The organism is Nocardia sp. NPDC051787 (assembly GCF_040681325.1).
Lineage (GTDB): Bacteria > Actinomycetota > Actinomycetes > Mycobacteriales > Mycobacteriaceae > Nocardia.
In genome coordinates, this window is sequence record NZ_JBFAYO010000010.1 from 16126 (window position 1) to 31404 (window position 15279).

Here is a 15279-nt window from a genome sequence, read left to right on the forward strand (position 1 = left end):
TGCCGTGTGGACCGGCCTGGCGGAACCAGCCCGGTCGGACCGGCGCGGTGGTTCAGGTCAGGTAGCGGTAGGCGGGTGTGTCCGGCTCGAGGCGCTCGCACTGTATCGGGGACTGGCGCATCCGTTCCAGTAGCGGCCCGAGCCCGTCCGGTGCGCCCAGTTCGATGCCGACCAGCGCCGCGCCCGTCTCGCGGTTGTTGCGCTTGACGTACTCGAACAGCGTGATGTCATCGTCGGGGCCGAGCACCTCGTCGAGGAAGCGGCGCAGCGCGCCGGGCTCCTGCGGGAAGTCCACGAGGAAGTAGTGCTTGAGGCCGCGATGCACCAGCGAGCGCTCGATGATCTCGCCATAGCGGGACACGTCGTTGTTGCCGCCGGATACCAGGCACACCACCGTCGACCCCGGCTCGACGGTGATCTCGGCCATTGCCGTCACGGTGAGCGCCCCCGCGGGTTCGGCGATGATGCCCTCGTTCTGGTACAGATCGAGCATGGTCGTGCAGATCGCGCCCTCGTCGACGTGCATCATCTGGAACGCGCCCGCCCCCTTGGGGTAGTCGGTGGTGGTCAGCAACGGCAGCGAGGCGTGCGAGACCACCCGCCCGCCGAAACCGGACACCGCGGAGAACGGCACCGAGCCGACGCGCCGCACCGCGGCGCCGTCCACGAACGGATCGATCGCCGGCAGCGTCACCGGGCCGCCCGCCACCAGCGCGGCCGTCATGGAGGCCGCGCCCGCGGGCTCCACGCCGAGGATGCCGGTGCGCGGGGACCGTTCGCGCAGATAGGTGCCGATACCGGCGAGGCAGCCGCCGCCGCCCACCGGAACGATCACCAGGTCGGGGGAGCCGCCGAGCTGGTCCAGGATCTCCGCGGCGATGGTGCCCTGACCGGCCGCCGTGCGCGCGTCGTCGAAAGGGGGAACCATGGTCGCGCCGGTGCGGGCCACGTCGTCGGCGGCGGCCGCGGCGGCCGCGTCGTAGGTCTCGCCGATGGCGATCAGCTCGACGAACTCGCCGCCGTGCGCCCGAATGCGATCGCGCTTCTGCTTCGGCGTCGTGGTCGGCACGTAGATGCGGCCGGTGATCCCCATCGTCTGGCACGCGAACGCGACGCCCTGCGCGTGGTTACCGGCGCTGGCCGCCACCACGCCCGCGGCGCGCTCGTCCTCGGTCAGCTGAATGACGAGGTTGTAGGCGCCACGCAGTTTGTAGGAGCGGACCGGGCCGAGGTCTTCCCGCTTGAGGTAGACGCTCGCCCCGGTCAGCTTCGAGAGCCGGTCGCTGCGCTGCAGCGGGGTCGGCTCGATGACGTGGGCAATCCGCTTGGCGGCAGCATCGATCTCGTCCGCGGTGAGCGGGGGACGAGTGGCGGATAGTGCGTCGAGGACCTCGAGCGGATTGGACACCCGAAATATGCTGCCACCCGCCGCGGCGGCGAGCTGCGGCGGGTGGCGGTGACACGGTGGCTACCTTCGCTCGGACTACGTGGGAGAGAGGACGAAGACCGGGATCTGGCGGTCGGTCTTGGTCTGATAGGTCGCGTAGTCCGGCCACACCGCGACCGCGCGCTCCCACCACAGCGCCTTCTCCTCGCCGAAGACCTCGCGGGCGGTGTAGTCCTTGGTCACCGTGCCGTCGCGCAGTTCGACGTGCGGTTCGGCCTTGATGTTGTAGTACCAGACCGGGTGTTTCGGCGCGCCACCCAGCGAGGCGACCACGGCGTATTCGCCGTTGTGCTCCACCCGCATCAGCGGGGTCTTGCGCAGCTTGCCGCTCTTGGCGCCCTTGCTGGTCATCAGGACGACGGGAACGCCCTGCAGGGTCGTGGCCTCGGTGCCGCCGGAGTTCTCGTAGCTCTCGGCTTGCTGGCGTGCCCAGTCGGAGGTACTCGGTTCGTATTCACCTGTCAATGGCATATCTGCCGGAACGCGGTGGCGATCTGGAGTGTTCCCACGGCGAAGTTCGCTCGCCCGAACATTCATTTCCGACTACCCTGAGGACATGGCAGTGGTGCACCCTCCGGTACGCGGCGCGACGATCGACATCGCCGGTAGCGCCTGGCCGGTGTACAAGCTCGACGCGGTGGTCGCGGGGTTGGTGAGCTGCCTCGTGCTGGCGCTGATCACCGGATCGCTACAGGTCGCGGTGCTGGCCGCCGCCGCGCTTGGGTCGGCGTGGTGGGTCGGCGGGCTGGCGGCTGCCCGGCGGGGCTCATCGACCGGCAAGGCGTCGTAGCGAGGCGCACGTCGCGGCGGTGTGTCGCCGCCGGACATCACGACTCGATCAACTCCTCGTCGTGTCGCGCACTACTGTAATAGCCATCTGCTACTACAGTGCTCGCCTATGCCGTCGAATGTCAGGAAAGCGCTGCTCGTAGCAGCGGGAGCTATCGTGGCCTGTATTCCTTCCACCGCGTTCGCCCCGTCGGGTGGGGCGGAGATCATCACCATGCCGGCGCACGAAAAGCAATTCACCTCACCCAACGGGATGACCTTCTCGGTCGGAAGCCGGGACGAGACGATCAACCGCATCCCACCGTTGAACATGATGGGCACGACGAGAGAGGCATTCGTCAGCGGTACCGCCTACGCCCGGCTGGAAGGTGACGCCGCGGGCAAGCTCCGGATCGGCTATCACGTCGGCTGCGCCGTGAACATCGGCACCGGCACCATCGGTTTCCAGCCCGAGATCGTCATCGCCCCGCAGGCGTTTCTCAACATCGGCCCGGTCGCCGTTCTCGACCTCGGCCCCGGCGAGGTCGTCGAGGTGCCGATCCGGGAGAAGGAGCTGATCCCCGGCAAGCTCGTCCAGGTCGTCATGCGTGACTTCCATCTCCGGGTCAACGCGTGCAGCGGCCCGGTGACGCTGCGCCAGTACGCCTACGTCGATCTCGAGACGCCCGAGGTGGACGATTCCGGCGCGGTGTTCGGGGATCCCAGCTGGCTCTGACGCGCGGATTCGGCCTCGTCCATTAACGCTGTCCCGTCCCGCCCGCGATGAATTCGAGTAGTCGATTACGCGGGTCACGGCAAGGTTGCCAGCGGAGGATGAGGCCATGAAGCGCTTGGTTGTGTGTTGCGACGGCACCTGGAAGGCCGAGTCGAGCAGCACGGTATCGAACATCATCAAAATCGCGCAGACGGTGCGGTTCGACGCGCCGGGGCCCGAAGGGGAGACGATCCAGCAATGGGTCACCTACGTGTCCGGCCCCGGCGCACGCGGCTTCCTCTCCGACCGGCTGATGGGCGGGGCCTTCGGGCTCGGACTCGAGGCGAACCTCTCCTCCGCATACTGGCATCTCGCCCTGAACTGGGAAAAGGGCGACGAGATCTATATTTTCGGCTTCAGCCGCGGCGCCTTCACCGCCCGCAGCCTGGCCGGGCTGATCAGCCGCATCGGCATCATGACCCCGGAAGCGATGATCAACGGCAAGTACCCGGACGCGTTGCGGATCTATCGGCAGCGTCCGCCCGCCAAGACCCAGGACAACCCGGATCCGCCGGAGCCCGCCCACTGGAAGGAGTTCCGCCGGAAGTACGCCAGGAAGGCCAAGATCGACTTCCTCGGCGTGTTCGACACCGTCGGCGCATTGGGCGTGCCAGGGCTCACTTCGCTTCGGCACCGGTTCCACGACGTCAAGCTCTCGCGTGAGGTGCACTGCGCCCGTCAAGCCCTGGCCATCGATGAGCGGCGGCGCAATTTCGAACCGTCGCTGTGGGAGGTGCCGGTCGAGCCGACCGTGAAGTACCGGCGTGGGTTCGAGCGGGTCAAGCAGGTGTGGTTCCCCGGCGTGCACAGCGATATCGGCGGCGGTTACGCCGAATGCGGACTGTCCGACGCCACGTTGCAGTGGATGGTCAGCGAGGCGGAATCGGTCGGTCTGGCGTTCGACCGGGACCGGCTGGCGGAGCTGTCGAAACGCTGCCGGGCCGCGGGCGGGGACCACATGCGGCTGCACGACTCTCTCGGCATGGGCTACCGAGTTCTGAATGTGGTCCGCACGCTGCGCCGCCCGCGCAGCCGCCGCTTTCACTGGGATTCCTGGCGCCGGATGTCCATGCCGACCGATCAGGGCGTCCGGGTGGCCTCCAGCACTCAGGACGCGCTGGACTACCGTCCGGCGAACCTGCGGCGGTGGCGCGAGGAACTCGGCGGCCTGTTCCCGGAGGAACTGTTCGAGAAGGTCGACGCGGTGACCGCCGAGTCGGTGCCCTCAGCGGACCAGTAACGCGACCGGCAGCCGGGCGAACACCTTCTCCAGCCGCGCCCGGCCCTGGAACGTGTGACCGGTCAGCCGGTCGGTCCAGTTGCCCGATGGCAGGTCGAGAAACGTGTCGCTCCACCCGCTTTCGGCCAATCCCACGCTGTGGCGGGTGGCGACGACGATCACCTCCGGCGCTTCGCCGGCGCGGCCGCGCGCGTAGGACACCACCTTGCTCGCGTGGTCGCCGGTAGCGAACAGCGGCCGATAGCTGCCGCCGACGAAGCAGTCGGGACGTTCGCGGCGCAGCCACAGGGCGTAGGCCACGATCCACATCTTTGCCGCGCCGGTGGTGTCCAATGCCGGTGTGCCGGTGAGTGATTGCAGCATGCCCGCGCGGGCGGCGAAGTCCACCGGACGGCGGTTGTCCGGGTCGACGAGGGAGTCCTCCCACAGCTCGCAGCCCTGGTAGACGTCCGGGATGCCGGGGCCGCACAGCTGCAGCAGCTTCTGCGCCAGCGAGTCCGACCAGGCGTGCGGCGCCAGCTCGTGCACCAGGTCGCCGAGCTCCGAGCCGACTGGCCCGTCGATCACCCCGTCCACCCAGGCGTGCACGGCGGCCTCGAATTCGGCGTCCGGCTCCTCCCAGGAGGTCTTGATGTTCGCCTCCCGGATCGCCTTCTCGGCGAACACGTGCAGGCGTTCCCGCAGGCCCGGCACCGACCCGGCGGGCCGGCCATCCGCGGGCCACACGCCGAACATGTTCTGCAACAGCAACAGCGCGGTGGCCCCGTCCGGGGCCGGTGTGGTCTCCAGCCAGGATTCGACGTTGCGCGCCCAGGTCTCTGCGGCCTGGGACAGCACGCCGATACGGGCACGCACATCCTCCCCGCGTTTGGTGTCGTGCGTCGACAATGTCGTCATGGTCGCGGGCCACCGCTGCGCGCGTTGACTGTTGGACAGGTGGAACTCGTTGAGCGAGTGGCCGAACCGGGCCGGGTTGCCGCCCACTTCCTGCAACGAGACCAGCCGACCGGCCTGATAGAACATGGTGTCCTCGACCGCCTTGGCGGTCACCGCCCCGCACACCTGACTGAAGCGCACCGCCGCGTCCGAGTCGGCGGCCAGCGCCGCGACCAGCACCGCCAGCGGCGCGGTGAGCTCGCTGTTGCGTTTCTCCACCTCGGCGATCACCGCGCCGGCCATCCCGGCCAGCGGTGCGTAGTCGGCCCGGTACACCGGCATGAACGCCAGCACCTCGATGGTGGCGTTGGTCAGTGCCATCGTGTCGAAGCTCTCGGCATGGGCGTCCTGCTTGATCGCGGCGACCAGCCGCCGGATCTCCGGCGCCAGAATGCTTTCCGCGACCGCCCGCTTGATCCGGTGCTCGGTCTCGCCGATCCACGCGCGATCGCTGCCGTGCCCGGCGACGCGCCGCGACAGTTCGGTGAGGGCCGGTTCGCCGCGCGGGTCGATCAGCACGCCGCCGAAGTCGGCCAGCGCGTCGTAGCCGGTGGTGCCGTCCACCGGCAGCGTCTCGTCCAGCGGCTCGCGGTTGGCCAGGATCTTCTCCACCAGCAGCAGCCGGTGCGGGCCGATGAGCCTGCGCAGCCGGATGAGGTAGCCGACGGGGTCGGACAACCCGTCCGGATGGTCGACCCGCACGCCGTCGATCAGATCGTGCTCGCACCAGGCGGCGAGTTCGCGGTGGGTGACGTCGAAGACCTCCGGGTTCTCCTGGCGGAGCGCGGCCAGGCTGCTGACCGCGAAGAACCTCCGGTAGGTGCACAACCCGGCCTTCCAGCTCACCAGCCGGTAGTGCTGCTTGTCGTGGATGCGCAGCGCGTTGTCACCGTCGGTGCCGGGCGCGATCGGGAAACGCAGATCGTGCAGCGCCAGCATGGGTTCGGCGCCGGTACGGTCCACGGTCAACGCGGCGGGGTCGTTCTCGCTCTGCAGCACCGGCAGCGCCAGCCGCCCGCCCGCGCCGTTGCCCGGGCTCCAGTCGATGTCGAAATACTGTGCGAACCTGGACTCCTGGCCGTTCCGCAGCACGTCCCACCACCAGGCGTTCTGCCGTGGGTCGGCGACCCCGACGTGATTGGGCACCAAGTCCACGATCAGGCCCATGCCGCGGCTGCGCACTTCGTCGGCGAGGGCCTTGAGGCCGGTCGGCCCGCCGAGGGCAGCGGAGACCGTGGTCGGGTCGGTGACGTCGTAGCCGTGCGTGGAACCGTGCGTCGCGGTCAGGATCGGCGACAGGTAGAGGTGCGAAATGCCCAGCTGCTGAAGATATTCCGCGATAGCGCGGGCTTCGGCGAAGGTCAGCGCGTCCGGTCGCAGCTGTAGCCGGTAGGCGCTGCGGATCGTCGTCTGGCGGGCGGGCTTGCGGCGCAGGGATACCGGGTCGGTCACGTGCATCTCGGTGGAATCGGGTGCGGTCATCGGCATTGGGTCAGGCGGCCTGGCGGAGGACGAGGAGACAGCGGGCTTCGACGGTGACGGTGGCGCCCCCGGCGTAATCGGCGTCGGCCAGACCGGTCGGCGTCGAGCAGTCCAGCGCTACCGACCATTCCGCGCCGTCGCCGGTGACGGGTAGCGCGAAGTCGATGGCCTCGTCGTGGGCGTTGAAGCAGAGCAGGAACGAGTCGTCGGTGATCCGCTCGCCGCGCGGGCCCGGCTCGGGTATGCCCGCGCCGTTGAGGTGGACCGCCAGCGACTTGCCGAAGCCGCTGTCCCAGTCCGCGGCGGTCATCTCCTCGCCCGAGGGGGTGAGCCAGGCGATGTCGCGGGCGTGGCCGCTGGATCGGAGCGGGCCGCCCGCGAGAAACCGCCTGCGCCGGAAGACGGGATGCTCGGTGCGCAACGCGATCACGGTGCGGGTGAACGCGAGCAGGTCGGCATTCGTCTCGCGCAGCGACCAGTCCATCCACGCCAGCGGCGAGTCATGGCAGTACACGTTGTTGTTGCCGGATTGGGTGCGGCCCATCTCGTCACCGTGCGCGAGCATGGGCACCCCCTGACTGAGCACCAGCGTCGCCAGCAGGTTGCGGCTCTGCCGGTCGCGCAGCGCAAGGATCTCCGGATCGTCGGTCGGTCCTTCGGCGCCGCAGTTCCACGACCGGTTCCAGCTCTCGCCGTCACGGTTGTCCTCGCCGTTGTCCTCGTTGTGCTTCTCGTTGTAGGACACCAGGTCCCGCAAAGTGAACCCGTCGTGTGCGGTGACGAAGTTGATGCTCGCGCTCGGCCTGCGCCCGGTGGCCTCGTACAGGTCGGAGGAGCCGGTGAGCCGCGCGGCGAACTCGCCGAGCGTCGCGGGCTGGCCGCGCCAGTAGTCGCGGACGGTGTCGCGGTATTTGCCGTTCCACTCCGTCCAGAGGCCGGGAAAATTGCCGACCTGGTAGCCGCCCTCGCCCACGTCCCACGGCTCCGCGATGAGCTTGACCTGGCTCACCACCGGGTCCTGCTGCACCAGATCGAAGAACGTCGACAGCCGGTCCACGTCGTGCAGTTCCCGCGCCAGCGTCGCGGCCAGGTCGAAACGGAATCCGTCGACGTGCATCTCCAGGATCCAGTAGCGCAGCGAGTCCATGATCAGCTGCAGGGTGTGCGGGTGGCGGACGTTGAGGCTGTTTCCGGTGCCGGTGTAATCCGTGTAGTGCGACGGGTCGTCGTCGACCAAGCGGTAGTAGGCGGCGTTGTCGATGCCGCGGAAGCCGATCGTCGGGCCGTGGTGGTTGCCCTCGGCGGTGTGGTTGTAGACCACGTCGAGGATCACCTCGATGCCCTCGGTGTGCAGCGCCCGCACCATCGCCTTGAACTCGGTGACCGCCGCACCGGCGCGGTCCAGCGCCGCGTACTCGTTGTGCGGAGCAAGGTAACCGAAGCTGTTGTAACCCCAGTAGTTCCGCAGACCCTGATCCAGCAGCACCCGGTCGTGCAGGAACTGGTGTACCGGCATCAGCTCGATCGCGGTGATGCCCAACCCCTTCAGATGGTCGATGACCGCGGGGTGTGCGATGCCGGCGTAGGTGCCGCGCAGTTCCTCGGGCACATCGGGGTGCGTCATCGTCATACCTTTGACGTGCGCCTCGTAGATCACCGTCTCGTGGTACGGCCGGTTCGGCGCGCGGTCGGCGCACCAGTCGAAGTACGGGTTGATCACCACGCCGGTCATGGTGTGGCCGAGCGAGTCCAGCCCATAGGTATAGAGCGACGGGTGCTTGTCGAATTTTCCGTCGAAAGCCTTGCCGTACGGATCGAGTAGCAATTTGCTCGGATCGCAGCGCAATCCGCGATCGGGGTCGAAAGGGCCGTGCACACGGAATCCGTAGCGTTGGCCGGGCTCGATCGCGGGAAGGTACGCATGCCAGACATAGCCGTCGACCTCTTCCAGCGCGATCCGGGTCTCGGTGCCATCCCCGGCGATGAGGCAGAGTTCGATCGCGTCGGCAACCTCCGAGAACACCGAGAAGTTGGTGCCCGCCCCGTCGTAGGTGGCCCCGAGCGGATAGGCGGTGCCGGGCCAGACACCCAGTGGTGTCGCGTCGCTGGGCGCTGCGTCGGGCTGAGCCATGGCAACGACAGTAGCGGCAGCCGGGCGTTTGCCTGTGCGGGTGGTTCTGGCTGGCGGAGTCAGGGGAGGTCGGAGCCGTTTTCCAGCCAGCGGCTGCGGTAGCCGAGGCGCACGGCGAGGCGGGCGAGACCACCCAGTACGAGCCGCTGCAACCGGGCCGGGATGCCCCCGAGGTAGCCGTCCTGGTAGTCCCACAGCAAGGCGAGCGCGAGCGGATCGCGTGGCACCCCGCCCCGGGTGGTCTTGCCCGCGCGGTCCAGGTTGTGCCAGAGCCGGAACATCTCCCAGTGCCGCAGCGGGGGACGGATCTCGTGATCGATCACCGTGCCGGGGACCTCGCTGCGGAATTCGTGCACGGCACCGGCCGGTGCGGTGACCGTATCGCCTGGGTGCGCGAGGATCTCGGTGCCGTCGACGGTGAATCGGAGTCGGCCCTGCCGGACTGTCCACCGCTCGCTGAGCACCGGATGCCAGTGCGGGCCCGCTTGGCGTTCAGCCCGCGGCAGCACATGCTCGAGCCGCAGGTAGGGACCGTGCTCGTCGGTGCCCTGCGCGACCAAGGTGACGCGGTGCCCATTGCGGAAGGTGAGTGTCCGTGCGTCTCGCATACTCCCAGATATAAAGGTAACCTTTGTAATATGTCAACCGCTGAACCGACGCTGCTGAAGTTGCTCAGTCAGGCCACCGCGGCCTACGAGCGCGCGCTGAACGATCAGCTGCGCGCCCGGCTCGACGCGCAGCTGCGCCCGGCGCACTACGCGGTGTTCCGGTACCTGGACCCAGCCGGGTCCCGGATCACCGCGCTGGCGGAAGCCGCCGGGATGACCCAGCAGTCGATGGGTGAGCTGGTCACACACCTGGAACGACGCGGGCTGGTGGTACGCCGGGTCGACCCGGCCGACAGACGGGCGCGGGTGGTGCTGGTCACCGAGGAGGGGCGGGCCGCCCTGGAGGTGGCGACCGAGCGGATTCGCGATATCGAGCGAAGGCTCGCGGGGACGTTGGGGGAGCGCCGTCTCGGTGAGTTGCGTACGGCGCTGGCGCAGCTGGGCGACAGGTTGGCGGAGGACGAAGCGGACGCCGGGTGACCGGGGCTGTTGCGACGCAAGCTGTTCGGTGTCGTCGCGTTCCCAGGCGCCCGGTCAGTCCGAGGGTTCCAGCGAGCGCCGCCAGGTCTGACCGACCAGGTCGTGGCCCCAGCTGTGGTGCGGATTCTGCTCGACGAGCTCGAATCCCGCGCGCTGGTAGACGCGCCGCGCCGCGGTGAGCACGTCGTTGGTCCACAGCACGATCTCGCGGTAGCCCGCCGCGGCGGCGAAGCGCAGGCATTCGCCGACCAGCGCCGACCCGACACCGAGGCCGCGCGCCGTGGGCTCGACCAGTAGCAACCGCAGCCGCGCGGTGGTGTCGTCCTCGCGGACGCAGAAGACGCTGCCCACCGGGCGGCCCGCCGACTCCGCGATCCAGGCGCGCTCGGAGCGCTCGTCGTGCGAACCCAGGTAGTCGGCGACGATGCGGACGATCATCTCCTCGTATGTTCCGTCCCACCCGTATTCGTTCGCGTAGAGCTCCGCGTGGCGCTGGATCACCCAGCCGTACTCGCCCGACCGCGGGGCGCGCAGCATGAACGACGGTGCGTCGGCGGGCCGGTCCAGGATCTGCTGGATGGTCCGCATCGCGTGGAGCAGCCGCGCCCGGTCCGCCGGGGATCGCTCGCCGAGCAGCACGCCGACCTCGTCGCTGGAGCGCTGGTCGAGGGTCGCGAAAACCTCCCGGCCCCGGGTTGTCAGCCGCACTTCTTGACGGCGGCCGTCGCTGTCGGAGCGATTGCGCCGCACCAGACCGGCCTGTTCGAAGCGGGCCAGGATGCGGCTCAGGTAACCCGCGTCGAGATCGAGGGACCGGCGCAGCGCGACCACCTCGGTCGCGTCCGATCCGGCCAGCTCGAACAGAACGCGCGCCTCGGCCAGCGAGTACTGGCTGTCGTGCAGTCCTTCGCGCAGCACACCGATCACCCGGGTATAGCGGCGGTTGAACTCGCGGACGGCGGCGATCTCGGCGGCGGTCACGGCGGCTCCAATCTTTGACTAAGTCAAAGGATATCCGACCGAGTGTCCTCCGGCGCGGAATCGCCGAACTCGGCCGTACGGACTCGGCTGCGCCGGACTCGCTGGGTGCCCGCCCAGTTCGGGTGCTAACTTGAACAGCGTTCAAGCCCCGGGTGGGCCGGGGCCGCGACGCGAGGATTCCTGTGGCACTGACCCCTGACGAGATCACCGCCCTCGACGCCGAGCATGTCTGGCATCCCTACGGCGGCTTTCCAGCCAGCACCGAGCCGCTGGTGGTGGCGGGTGCGGCGGGCACTCGGCTGACCCTGGCCGACGGGCGCGAGCTGGTCGACGGCATGAGTTCCTGGTGGGCCGCCATCCACGGCTATCGGCATCCGGTGCTCGACGCGGCACTGGTCGCCCAGTCGCGGCGGATGAGTCACGTGATGTTCGGCGGGCTCACCCACGAGCCCGCGGTGCGGTTGGCCGAATTGCTGGTCGAGTCGGCGCCCGCCGGTCTGGACAAGGTGTTCCTGTGCGACTCCGGCTCGGTGTCGGTGGAAGTCGCGGTCAAGATGTGCCTGCAGTATTGGCGTTCGCTGCACAAGCCGCAGAAGCGGAGGCTGCTCACCTGGCGCGGCGGCTATCACGGCGACACCTTCACGCCGATGAGCGTGTGCGACCCGGAGGGCGGCATGCACTCGCTGTGGACCGACATCCTGGCGGATCAGCTCTTCGCGCCCGCGCCGCCGCGCGAATACCGGCCCGAGTACGTCGCGGAGCTCGAGCGCATGCTCGTCACGCATGCCGACGAGCTCGCGGCGGTCATCGTGGAGCCGATCGTCCAGGGTGCGGGCGGAATGCGCTGGCATCACCCCGGCTACCTGGCCGACCTGCGCAGGCTGTGCGACGAATACGGTGTGCTGCTCGTCTTCGACGAGATTGCCACCGGATTCGGCCGCACCGGAACGCTTTTCGCCGCGGATCGAGCACGTGTGAGCCCGGACGTCATGTGCGTCGGAAAGGCGCTGACCGGCGGCTATCTCACGCTGGCCGCCGCGCTGTGCACGGCGCGGGTCGCCGAGACGATCAGCGCGGCACACGGCGGTCTCATGCACGGGCCTACCTTCATGGGCAACCCCCTGGCCTGCGCGGTCGCGGTCGCGTCGATCGAGTTGCTCCGCTCGCGCGACTGGCGCGGCGAGGTGGCGCGGATCGAGGCCGGGCTGGAGGCCGGGCTCGCCCCCGTGCGGGGCCTGCCGGGCGTGGTCGAGGCGCGGGTGCTCGGCGCGATCGGTGTGATCGAACTGGACCGCCCGGTGGACATGCGCGCCGCGACCGACGCCGCGGTCGCTGCCGGGGTATGGCTGCGTCCGTTCCGCAACCTGGTGTACACCATGCCGCCGTTCATCAGCACGCCGGAGGACGTCGCGACGATCACCGCCGGGATGCGGGCGGCGGTCGCCGCGCAGTCCGGTCGGTGACCTCCGCCCAACGGGTTCACTGGTCCGTGAATCCGTCACGCCCGCTGCGGCGGGTGTCGGCGATGTCCGGACGATCGCTGTCGGACAACACTTCCCAGACCCGGAAGATGCAGTGGTAGTCGTCGGACCAGCCGCGCACCATCAGCAAGTAGGTGTCGCCGTCGCGCAGGACGACGCGGCGGCCGCGCAGTTTGGGGTGTTCGGGGGTGTAGGTGGGGAGCACGCCGGCCAGCTTGGCCAGTGCCTGGGCTCGCGTGCCGACCACTTCCGCGAGAATGCGGGGTGACCAGCGCTTGTGATCGCCCGAGCCCGTTGTTTCCTCGACGACTATGGCCCACCGCGGCATCCGGCCGTTTCCTCCGGGGTGAAGCTTCGTCACCGCAGGCCGGTGACGCCACCAACGATGGAACAACGGTACCAGCCGGGTCCACGACTGGCTGCCCTGAACGGTGTTCAAGTATGCTGCGGAGCTGTGACTACCGATCCGTTGAGCTGGTTGGACGAGCGCGCCGCCGCGCGGGTGGCCGCGGGGCTGCGCCGTGAGCTGCGGCCGCGCGCACCGCGGACGCCATCGATCGACCTCGCCTCCAACGACTACCTCGGGCTGGTCCGCCACCCGGAGGTGATCGACGGCGCGATCGAGGCGGTGCGCCGCTGGGGCGCCGGATCGACCGGGTCCCGGCTCGTCACCGGCACCACCGCCGAGCACGAGCTGCTGGAAACCGAGCTGGCCGAATTCGTCGGCGCCGAAGCCGGACTCGTGTTCGCCTCCGGGTACGCCGCCAATCTCGGCGCGGTCACCGCACTCGCCGGGCGCGGCTCGCTGGTGGTCTCCGACGCCGGCAGCCACGCGTCGCTGGTGGACGCCTGCCGACTGTCGCGGGCCCGGGTGGAGATCGCGCCGCACCGCGATGTGACGGCGGTGGACCGGCTGCTGGCGCAGCGCACCGAGGAACGGGCGCTGGTGCTCACCGATTCGGTGTTCAGCGCCGACGGTGACCTCGCGCCGCTGGCCGAGTTGCATCAGGTGACCAGGGCCAATGGTGCGGTGCTCGTCGTGGACGAGGCGCACGGCCTCGGCGTGCGCGGCACGGGCGGGCGCGGACTGGTGCACGAACTCGGGCTCTCCGGGGCGCCGGACCTGGTGATCACCGCGACGCTGTCGAAATCCCTTGCCGCGCAAGGCGGTGTGGTGCTGGCCAGTGCACGGGTGCGCGCCCACCTGATCGATGCCGCGCGCACGTTCATCTTCGATACCGGTCTCGCGCCCGCTGCCGTCGGTGCGGCGCGGGCCGCGTTGCGCCTGTTGCGCGCCGAGCCGGAACTGGCCGGGCGGGTACTCGAACGCGCCGGGGACATCGCGCGGATCGCTGGTGTGCCCGCCCCGGATTCAGCGGTGGTGTCGGTCGTGCTCGGCCGCGCGCAGGTGGCCTTCGACGCGGCTCAGGCGTGCCAGGCGCGCGGCCTGGACGTGGGCTGCTTCCGTCCGCCGTCCGTTCCGGAGGGCACGTCGCGCTTGCGCCTGACGGCGCGTGCCAACCTCACCCCCGCCGAACTCGACACCATCGCAACGGTGCTCGGCGAGGTGCTGGCCGAGGCGCGGGGTATGGGGGTGGTGCCGACGTGATCGCGCTTCTCTGCACCGCGCGGTTCGGTGGTTGCGCTCGAGGCGGATCAGTCCTCGCGGCACGCATCGAGGTTCACCGGCCCTGGAGGAGGCGCCCATGAGCATCCTGTTGGTCACCGGAACCTCTACCGACGTCGGCAAAACCGTGGTCACCGCCGCCATTGCCGCCGCGGCGCTGGCAGAAGGCCGCTCGGTGGCGGTGTGCAAACCGGGCCAAACCGGTGTCGCCGCAAGGGAGCCCGGTGACGTCGCGGAGATCCAGCGCCTATCGGGCGTCACCCGAACCGTGGAACTCGCCCGCTATCCGGATCCGCTGGCGCCCGACACCGCCGCCCGCAGGGCCGGGCTGCCCGAGCTGACCCTCGCCGAGACCGTCGCCGCCGTCGAATCACTCGCCGGCGCCGACTTGGTTCTGGTCGAAGGTGCGGGCGGATTGCTGGTGCGCCTCGGGGATTTCACGCTCGTGGATCTCGCCCAGAAACTCGCCGCGCCCGTCCTCGTCGTCACCGCTGCCGGACTCGGCACCCTCAACCACACCGAATTGACCACCCGCGCGCTGCAATCGGCAGGCGTCCGCTGTGCAGGTCTGGTCATCGGCTCCTGGTCATCGGCCCCCGACCTCGCCTCCGAATGTAACCGCGCGGACCTGCCCCGCGTGACCGGCGTCGACCTGGTCGGCGCAATCTCTGCGGGGGCGGGCCGCTGGGACCGTGCGCGGTTCACCGCCGCGGCGCCTGGTTGGTTCGACCCCGCCTGGTCACCGTTCGTTTGACCGCAGCCGGTCCATGGTTGGTGGGCTTGCCGCTACCCGCCCGCCTTCGGCGGCATGTGAATGCGCCGTGCAGGGATGTCCACCCGCCTTGCTGGACGCACAGGCGGTGTCGCTGTGTGGCTGGTACCGACCGGCATGGCCGGCCCGGAGGGGCTGCGCGCGTCACCGCGGAATTCCTTCGAGAGGGAGCTTGCTCGCTCGAGCGACCCTCTGGCGCTGCGGGCAATCCGTTGTGCGGGTGCAGAATTCGGCGGAGTTTGCGCCGCCGCGTGGAACCTGCCATGCCGCCGATGCGACCCGGAGCTGATCGTAATATATCCGTTACATTTTACCGGTGAGCCAACGAGTAACGGCACGTTTAATGGTGTACCGACAAGCACGTAACCTACAAACGACCTGCGATCCAGGTCTGCGAGGTGAGACGTATGCGACTGCCCATGAGGCTTGGTCCGAATTCCTGTCCACGTGGGTCCACCGTGTGGGACACAGATTGGTCACTGCGGGCCTTGCTGGGGCGGGGTCGCGCCTGGGCCCGCGCCACGCGTCGCCGACATACCACCGTCCGGCTC

Annotated in this window: 14 protein-coding genes; 7 read left to right on the plus strand and 7 right to left on the minus strand. The window is 69.2% G+C overall.

Going from position 1 to position 15279, the window contains the following annotated elements; genetic code table 11:
* Nucleotides 1–52: 52 nt before the first annotated feature.
* Entirely contained in the window at nt 53–1408 is a 1356-nt protein-coding gene (ilvA, locus tag AB0M45_RS12835) for a threonine ammonia-lyase IlvA (RefSeq protein WP_364326876.1), read from the minus strand.
* Nucleotides 1409–1483: 75 nt separating this feature from the next.
* Nucleotides 1484–1918, minus strand: coding sequence for a nitroreductase family deazaflavin-dependent oxidoreductase (locus tag AB0M45_RS12840; RefSeq protein ID WP_364326879.1), 435 nt, complete (start codon nt 1916–1918; stop codon nt 1484–1486).
* 85 nt (nt 1919–2003) lie between these two features.
* On the opposite strand from AB0M45_RS12840, the gene AB0M45_RS12845 reads away from it, so the two are divergent.
* The 3 genes from AB0M45_RS12845 to AB0M45_RS12855 all read left to right on the plus strand — a co-directional run bounded on the left by AB0M45_RS12845 (nt 2004) and on the right by AB0M45_RS12855 (nt 4230).
* On the plus strand, nt 2004–2237 hold the full coding sequence (locus tag AB0M45_RS12845) for a hypothetical protein (RefSeq protein ID WP_364326882.1): 234 nt from the start codon (nt 2004–2006) through the stop codon (nt 2235–2237).
* 108 nt (nt 2238–2345) lie between these two features.
* A complete protein-coding gene (locus tag AB0M45_RS12850) occupies nt 2346–2951 on the plus strand; it encodes an MspA family porin (protein WP_364326885.1) in 606 nt (201 codons plus the stop codon).
* A gap of 106 nt (nt 2952–3057) precedes the next feature.
* Nucleotides 3058–4230, plus strand: a complete 1173-nt coding sequence (locus tag AB0M45_RS12855) for a DUF2235 domain-containing protein (protein WP_364326888.1) — start codon at nt 3058–3060, stop codon at nt 4228–4230.
* Here the strand turns inward: AB0M45_RS12855 and treY are convergent.
* Genes treY through AB0M45_RS12870 form a run of 3 tightly spaced genes read right to left on the minus strand, consistent with a single transcriptional unit; the run spans nt 4216 to nt 9387 of the window.
* A complete protein-coding gene (gene treY / locus AB0M45_RS12860) occupies nt 4216–6624 on the minus strand; it encodes a malto-oligosyltrehalose synthase (RefSeq protein WP_364327383.1) in 2409 nt (802 codons plus the stop codon). The two genes, AB0M45_RS12855 and treY, sit on opposite strands and share 15 nt — an antisense overlap.
* A gap of 34 nt (nt 6625–6658) precedes the next feature.
* Nucleotides 6659–8779, minus strand: coding sequence for a glycogen debranching protein GlgX (gene glgX, locus AB0M45_RS12865; protein WP_364326891.1), 2121 nt, complete (start codon nt 8777–8779; stop codon nt 6659–6661).
* Between the two features lie 59 nt (nt 8780–8838).
* Nucleotides 8839–9387 (minus strand): cupin domain-containing protein, encoded by a 549-nt coding sequence (locus tag AB0M45_RS12870; RefSeq protein ID WP_364326894.1) that lies wholly within the window; start codon nt 9385–9387, stop codon nt 8839–8841.
* 30 nt (nt 9388–9417) lie between these two features.
* Here AB0M45_RS12870 and AB0M45_RS12875 point away from each other — a divergent pair, with 30 nt between their 5' ends.
* Nucleotides 9418–9867, plus strand: a complete 450-nt coding sequence (locus AB0M45_RS12875) for a MarR family transcriptional regulator (RefSeq protein ID WP_364326897.1) — start codon at nt 9418–9420, stop codon at nt 9865–9867.
* Nucleotides 9868–9921: 54 nt separating this feature from the next.
* Here the strand turns inward: AB0M45_RS12875 and AB0M45_RS12880 are convergent, their stop codons facing one another.
* Entirely contained in the window at nt 9922–10848 is a 927-nt protein-coding gene (locus AB0M45_RS12880) for a helix-turn-helix domain-containing GNAT family N-acetyltransferase (RefSeq protein ID WP_364326900.1), read from the minus strand.
* Nucleotides 10849–11030: 182 nt separating this feature from the next.
* Here AB0M45_RS12880 and AB0M45_RS12885 point away from each other — a divergent pair, with 182 nt between their 5' ends.
* Entirely contained in the window at nt 11031–12311 is a 1281-nt protein-coding gene (locus AB0M45_RS12885; RefSeq protein ID WP_364326903.1) for an adenosylmethionine--8-amino-7-oxononanoate transaminase, read from the plus strand.
* A 16-nt stretch (nt 12312–12327) separates the two neighbouring features.
* Here AB0M45_RS12885 and AB0M45_RS12890 read toward each other — a convergent pair whose 3' ends face one another.
* On the minus strand, nt 12328–12657 hold the full coding sequence (locus AB0M45_RS12890) for a hypothetical protein (RefSeq protein ID WP_364326906.1): 330 nt from the start codon (nt 12655–12657) through the stop codon (nt 12328–12330).
* Between the two features lie 126 nt (nt 12658–12783).
* On the opposite strand from AB0M45_RS12890, the gene AB0M45_RS12895 reads away from it, so the two are divergent.
* Complete coding sequence (locus tag AB0M45_RS12895) at nt 12784–13938, plus strand: 8-amino-7-oxononanoate synthase (RefSeq protein WP_364326909.1); 1155 nt, start codon at nt 12784–12786, stop codon at nt 13936–13938.
* A 97-nt stretch (nt 13939–14035) separates the two neighbouring features.
* On the plus strand, nt 14036–14710 hold the full coding sequence (gene bioD, locus AB0M45_RS12900; protein WP_364326912.1) for a dethiobiotin synthase: 675 nt from the start codon (nt 14036–14038) through the stop codon (nt 14708–14710).
* Nucleotides 14711–15279 lie beyond the last annotated feature (569 nt).

What these genes read in the sequence shown, in the direction of transcription:
- AB0M45_RS12855 (WP_364326888.1), top strand. Translation starts at nt 3,058, where the DNA reads ATGAAGCGCTTGGTTGTGTGTTGCGACGGCACCTGGAAGGCCGAGTCG.
- bioD (WP_364326912.1), top strand. Translation starts at nt 14,036, where the DNA reads ATGAGCATCCTGTTGGTCACCGGAACCTCTACCGACGTCGGCAAAACC.
- glgX (WP_364326891.1), bottom strand. Translation starts at nt 8,779, where the DNA reads ATGGCTCAGCCCGACGCAGCGCCCAGCGACGCGACACCACTGGGTGTC.
- AB0M45_RS12875 (WP_364326897.1), top strand. Translation starts at nt 9,418, where the DNA reads ATGTCAACCGCTGAACCGACGCTGCTGAAGTTGCTCAGTCAGGCCACC.
- AB0M45_RS12845 (WP_364326882.1), top strand. Translation starts at nt 2,004, where the DNA reads ATGGCAGTGGTGCACCCTCCGGTACGCGGCGCGACGATCGACATCGCC.
- AB0M45_RS12890 (WP_364326906.1), bottom strand. Translation starts at nt 12,657, where the DNA reads ATGCCGCGGTGGGCCATAGTCGTCGAGGAAACAACGGGCTCGGGCGAT.
- AB0M45_RS12840 (WP_364326879.1), bottom strand. Translation starts at nt 1,918, where the DNA reads ATGCCATTGACAGGTGAATACGAACCGAGTACCTCCGACTGGGCACGC.
- AB0M45_RS12870 (WP_364326894.1), bottom strand. Translation starts at nt 9,387, where the DNA reads ATGCGAGACGCACGGACACTCACCTTCCGCAATGGGCACCGCGTCACC.
- treY (WP_364327383.1), bottom strand. Translation starts at nt 6,624, where the DNA reads ATGCACGTGACCGACCCGGTATCCCTGCGCCGCAAGCCCGCCCGCCAG.
- AB0M45_RS12850 (WP_364326885.1), top strand. Translation starts at nt 2,346, where the DNA reads ATGCCGTCGAATGTCAGGAAAGCGCTGCTCGTAGCAGCGGGAGCTATC.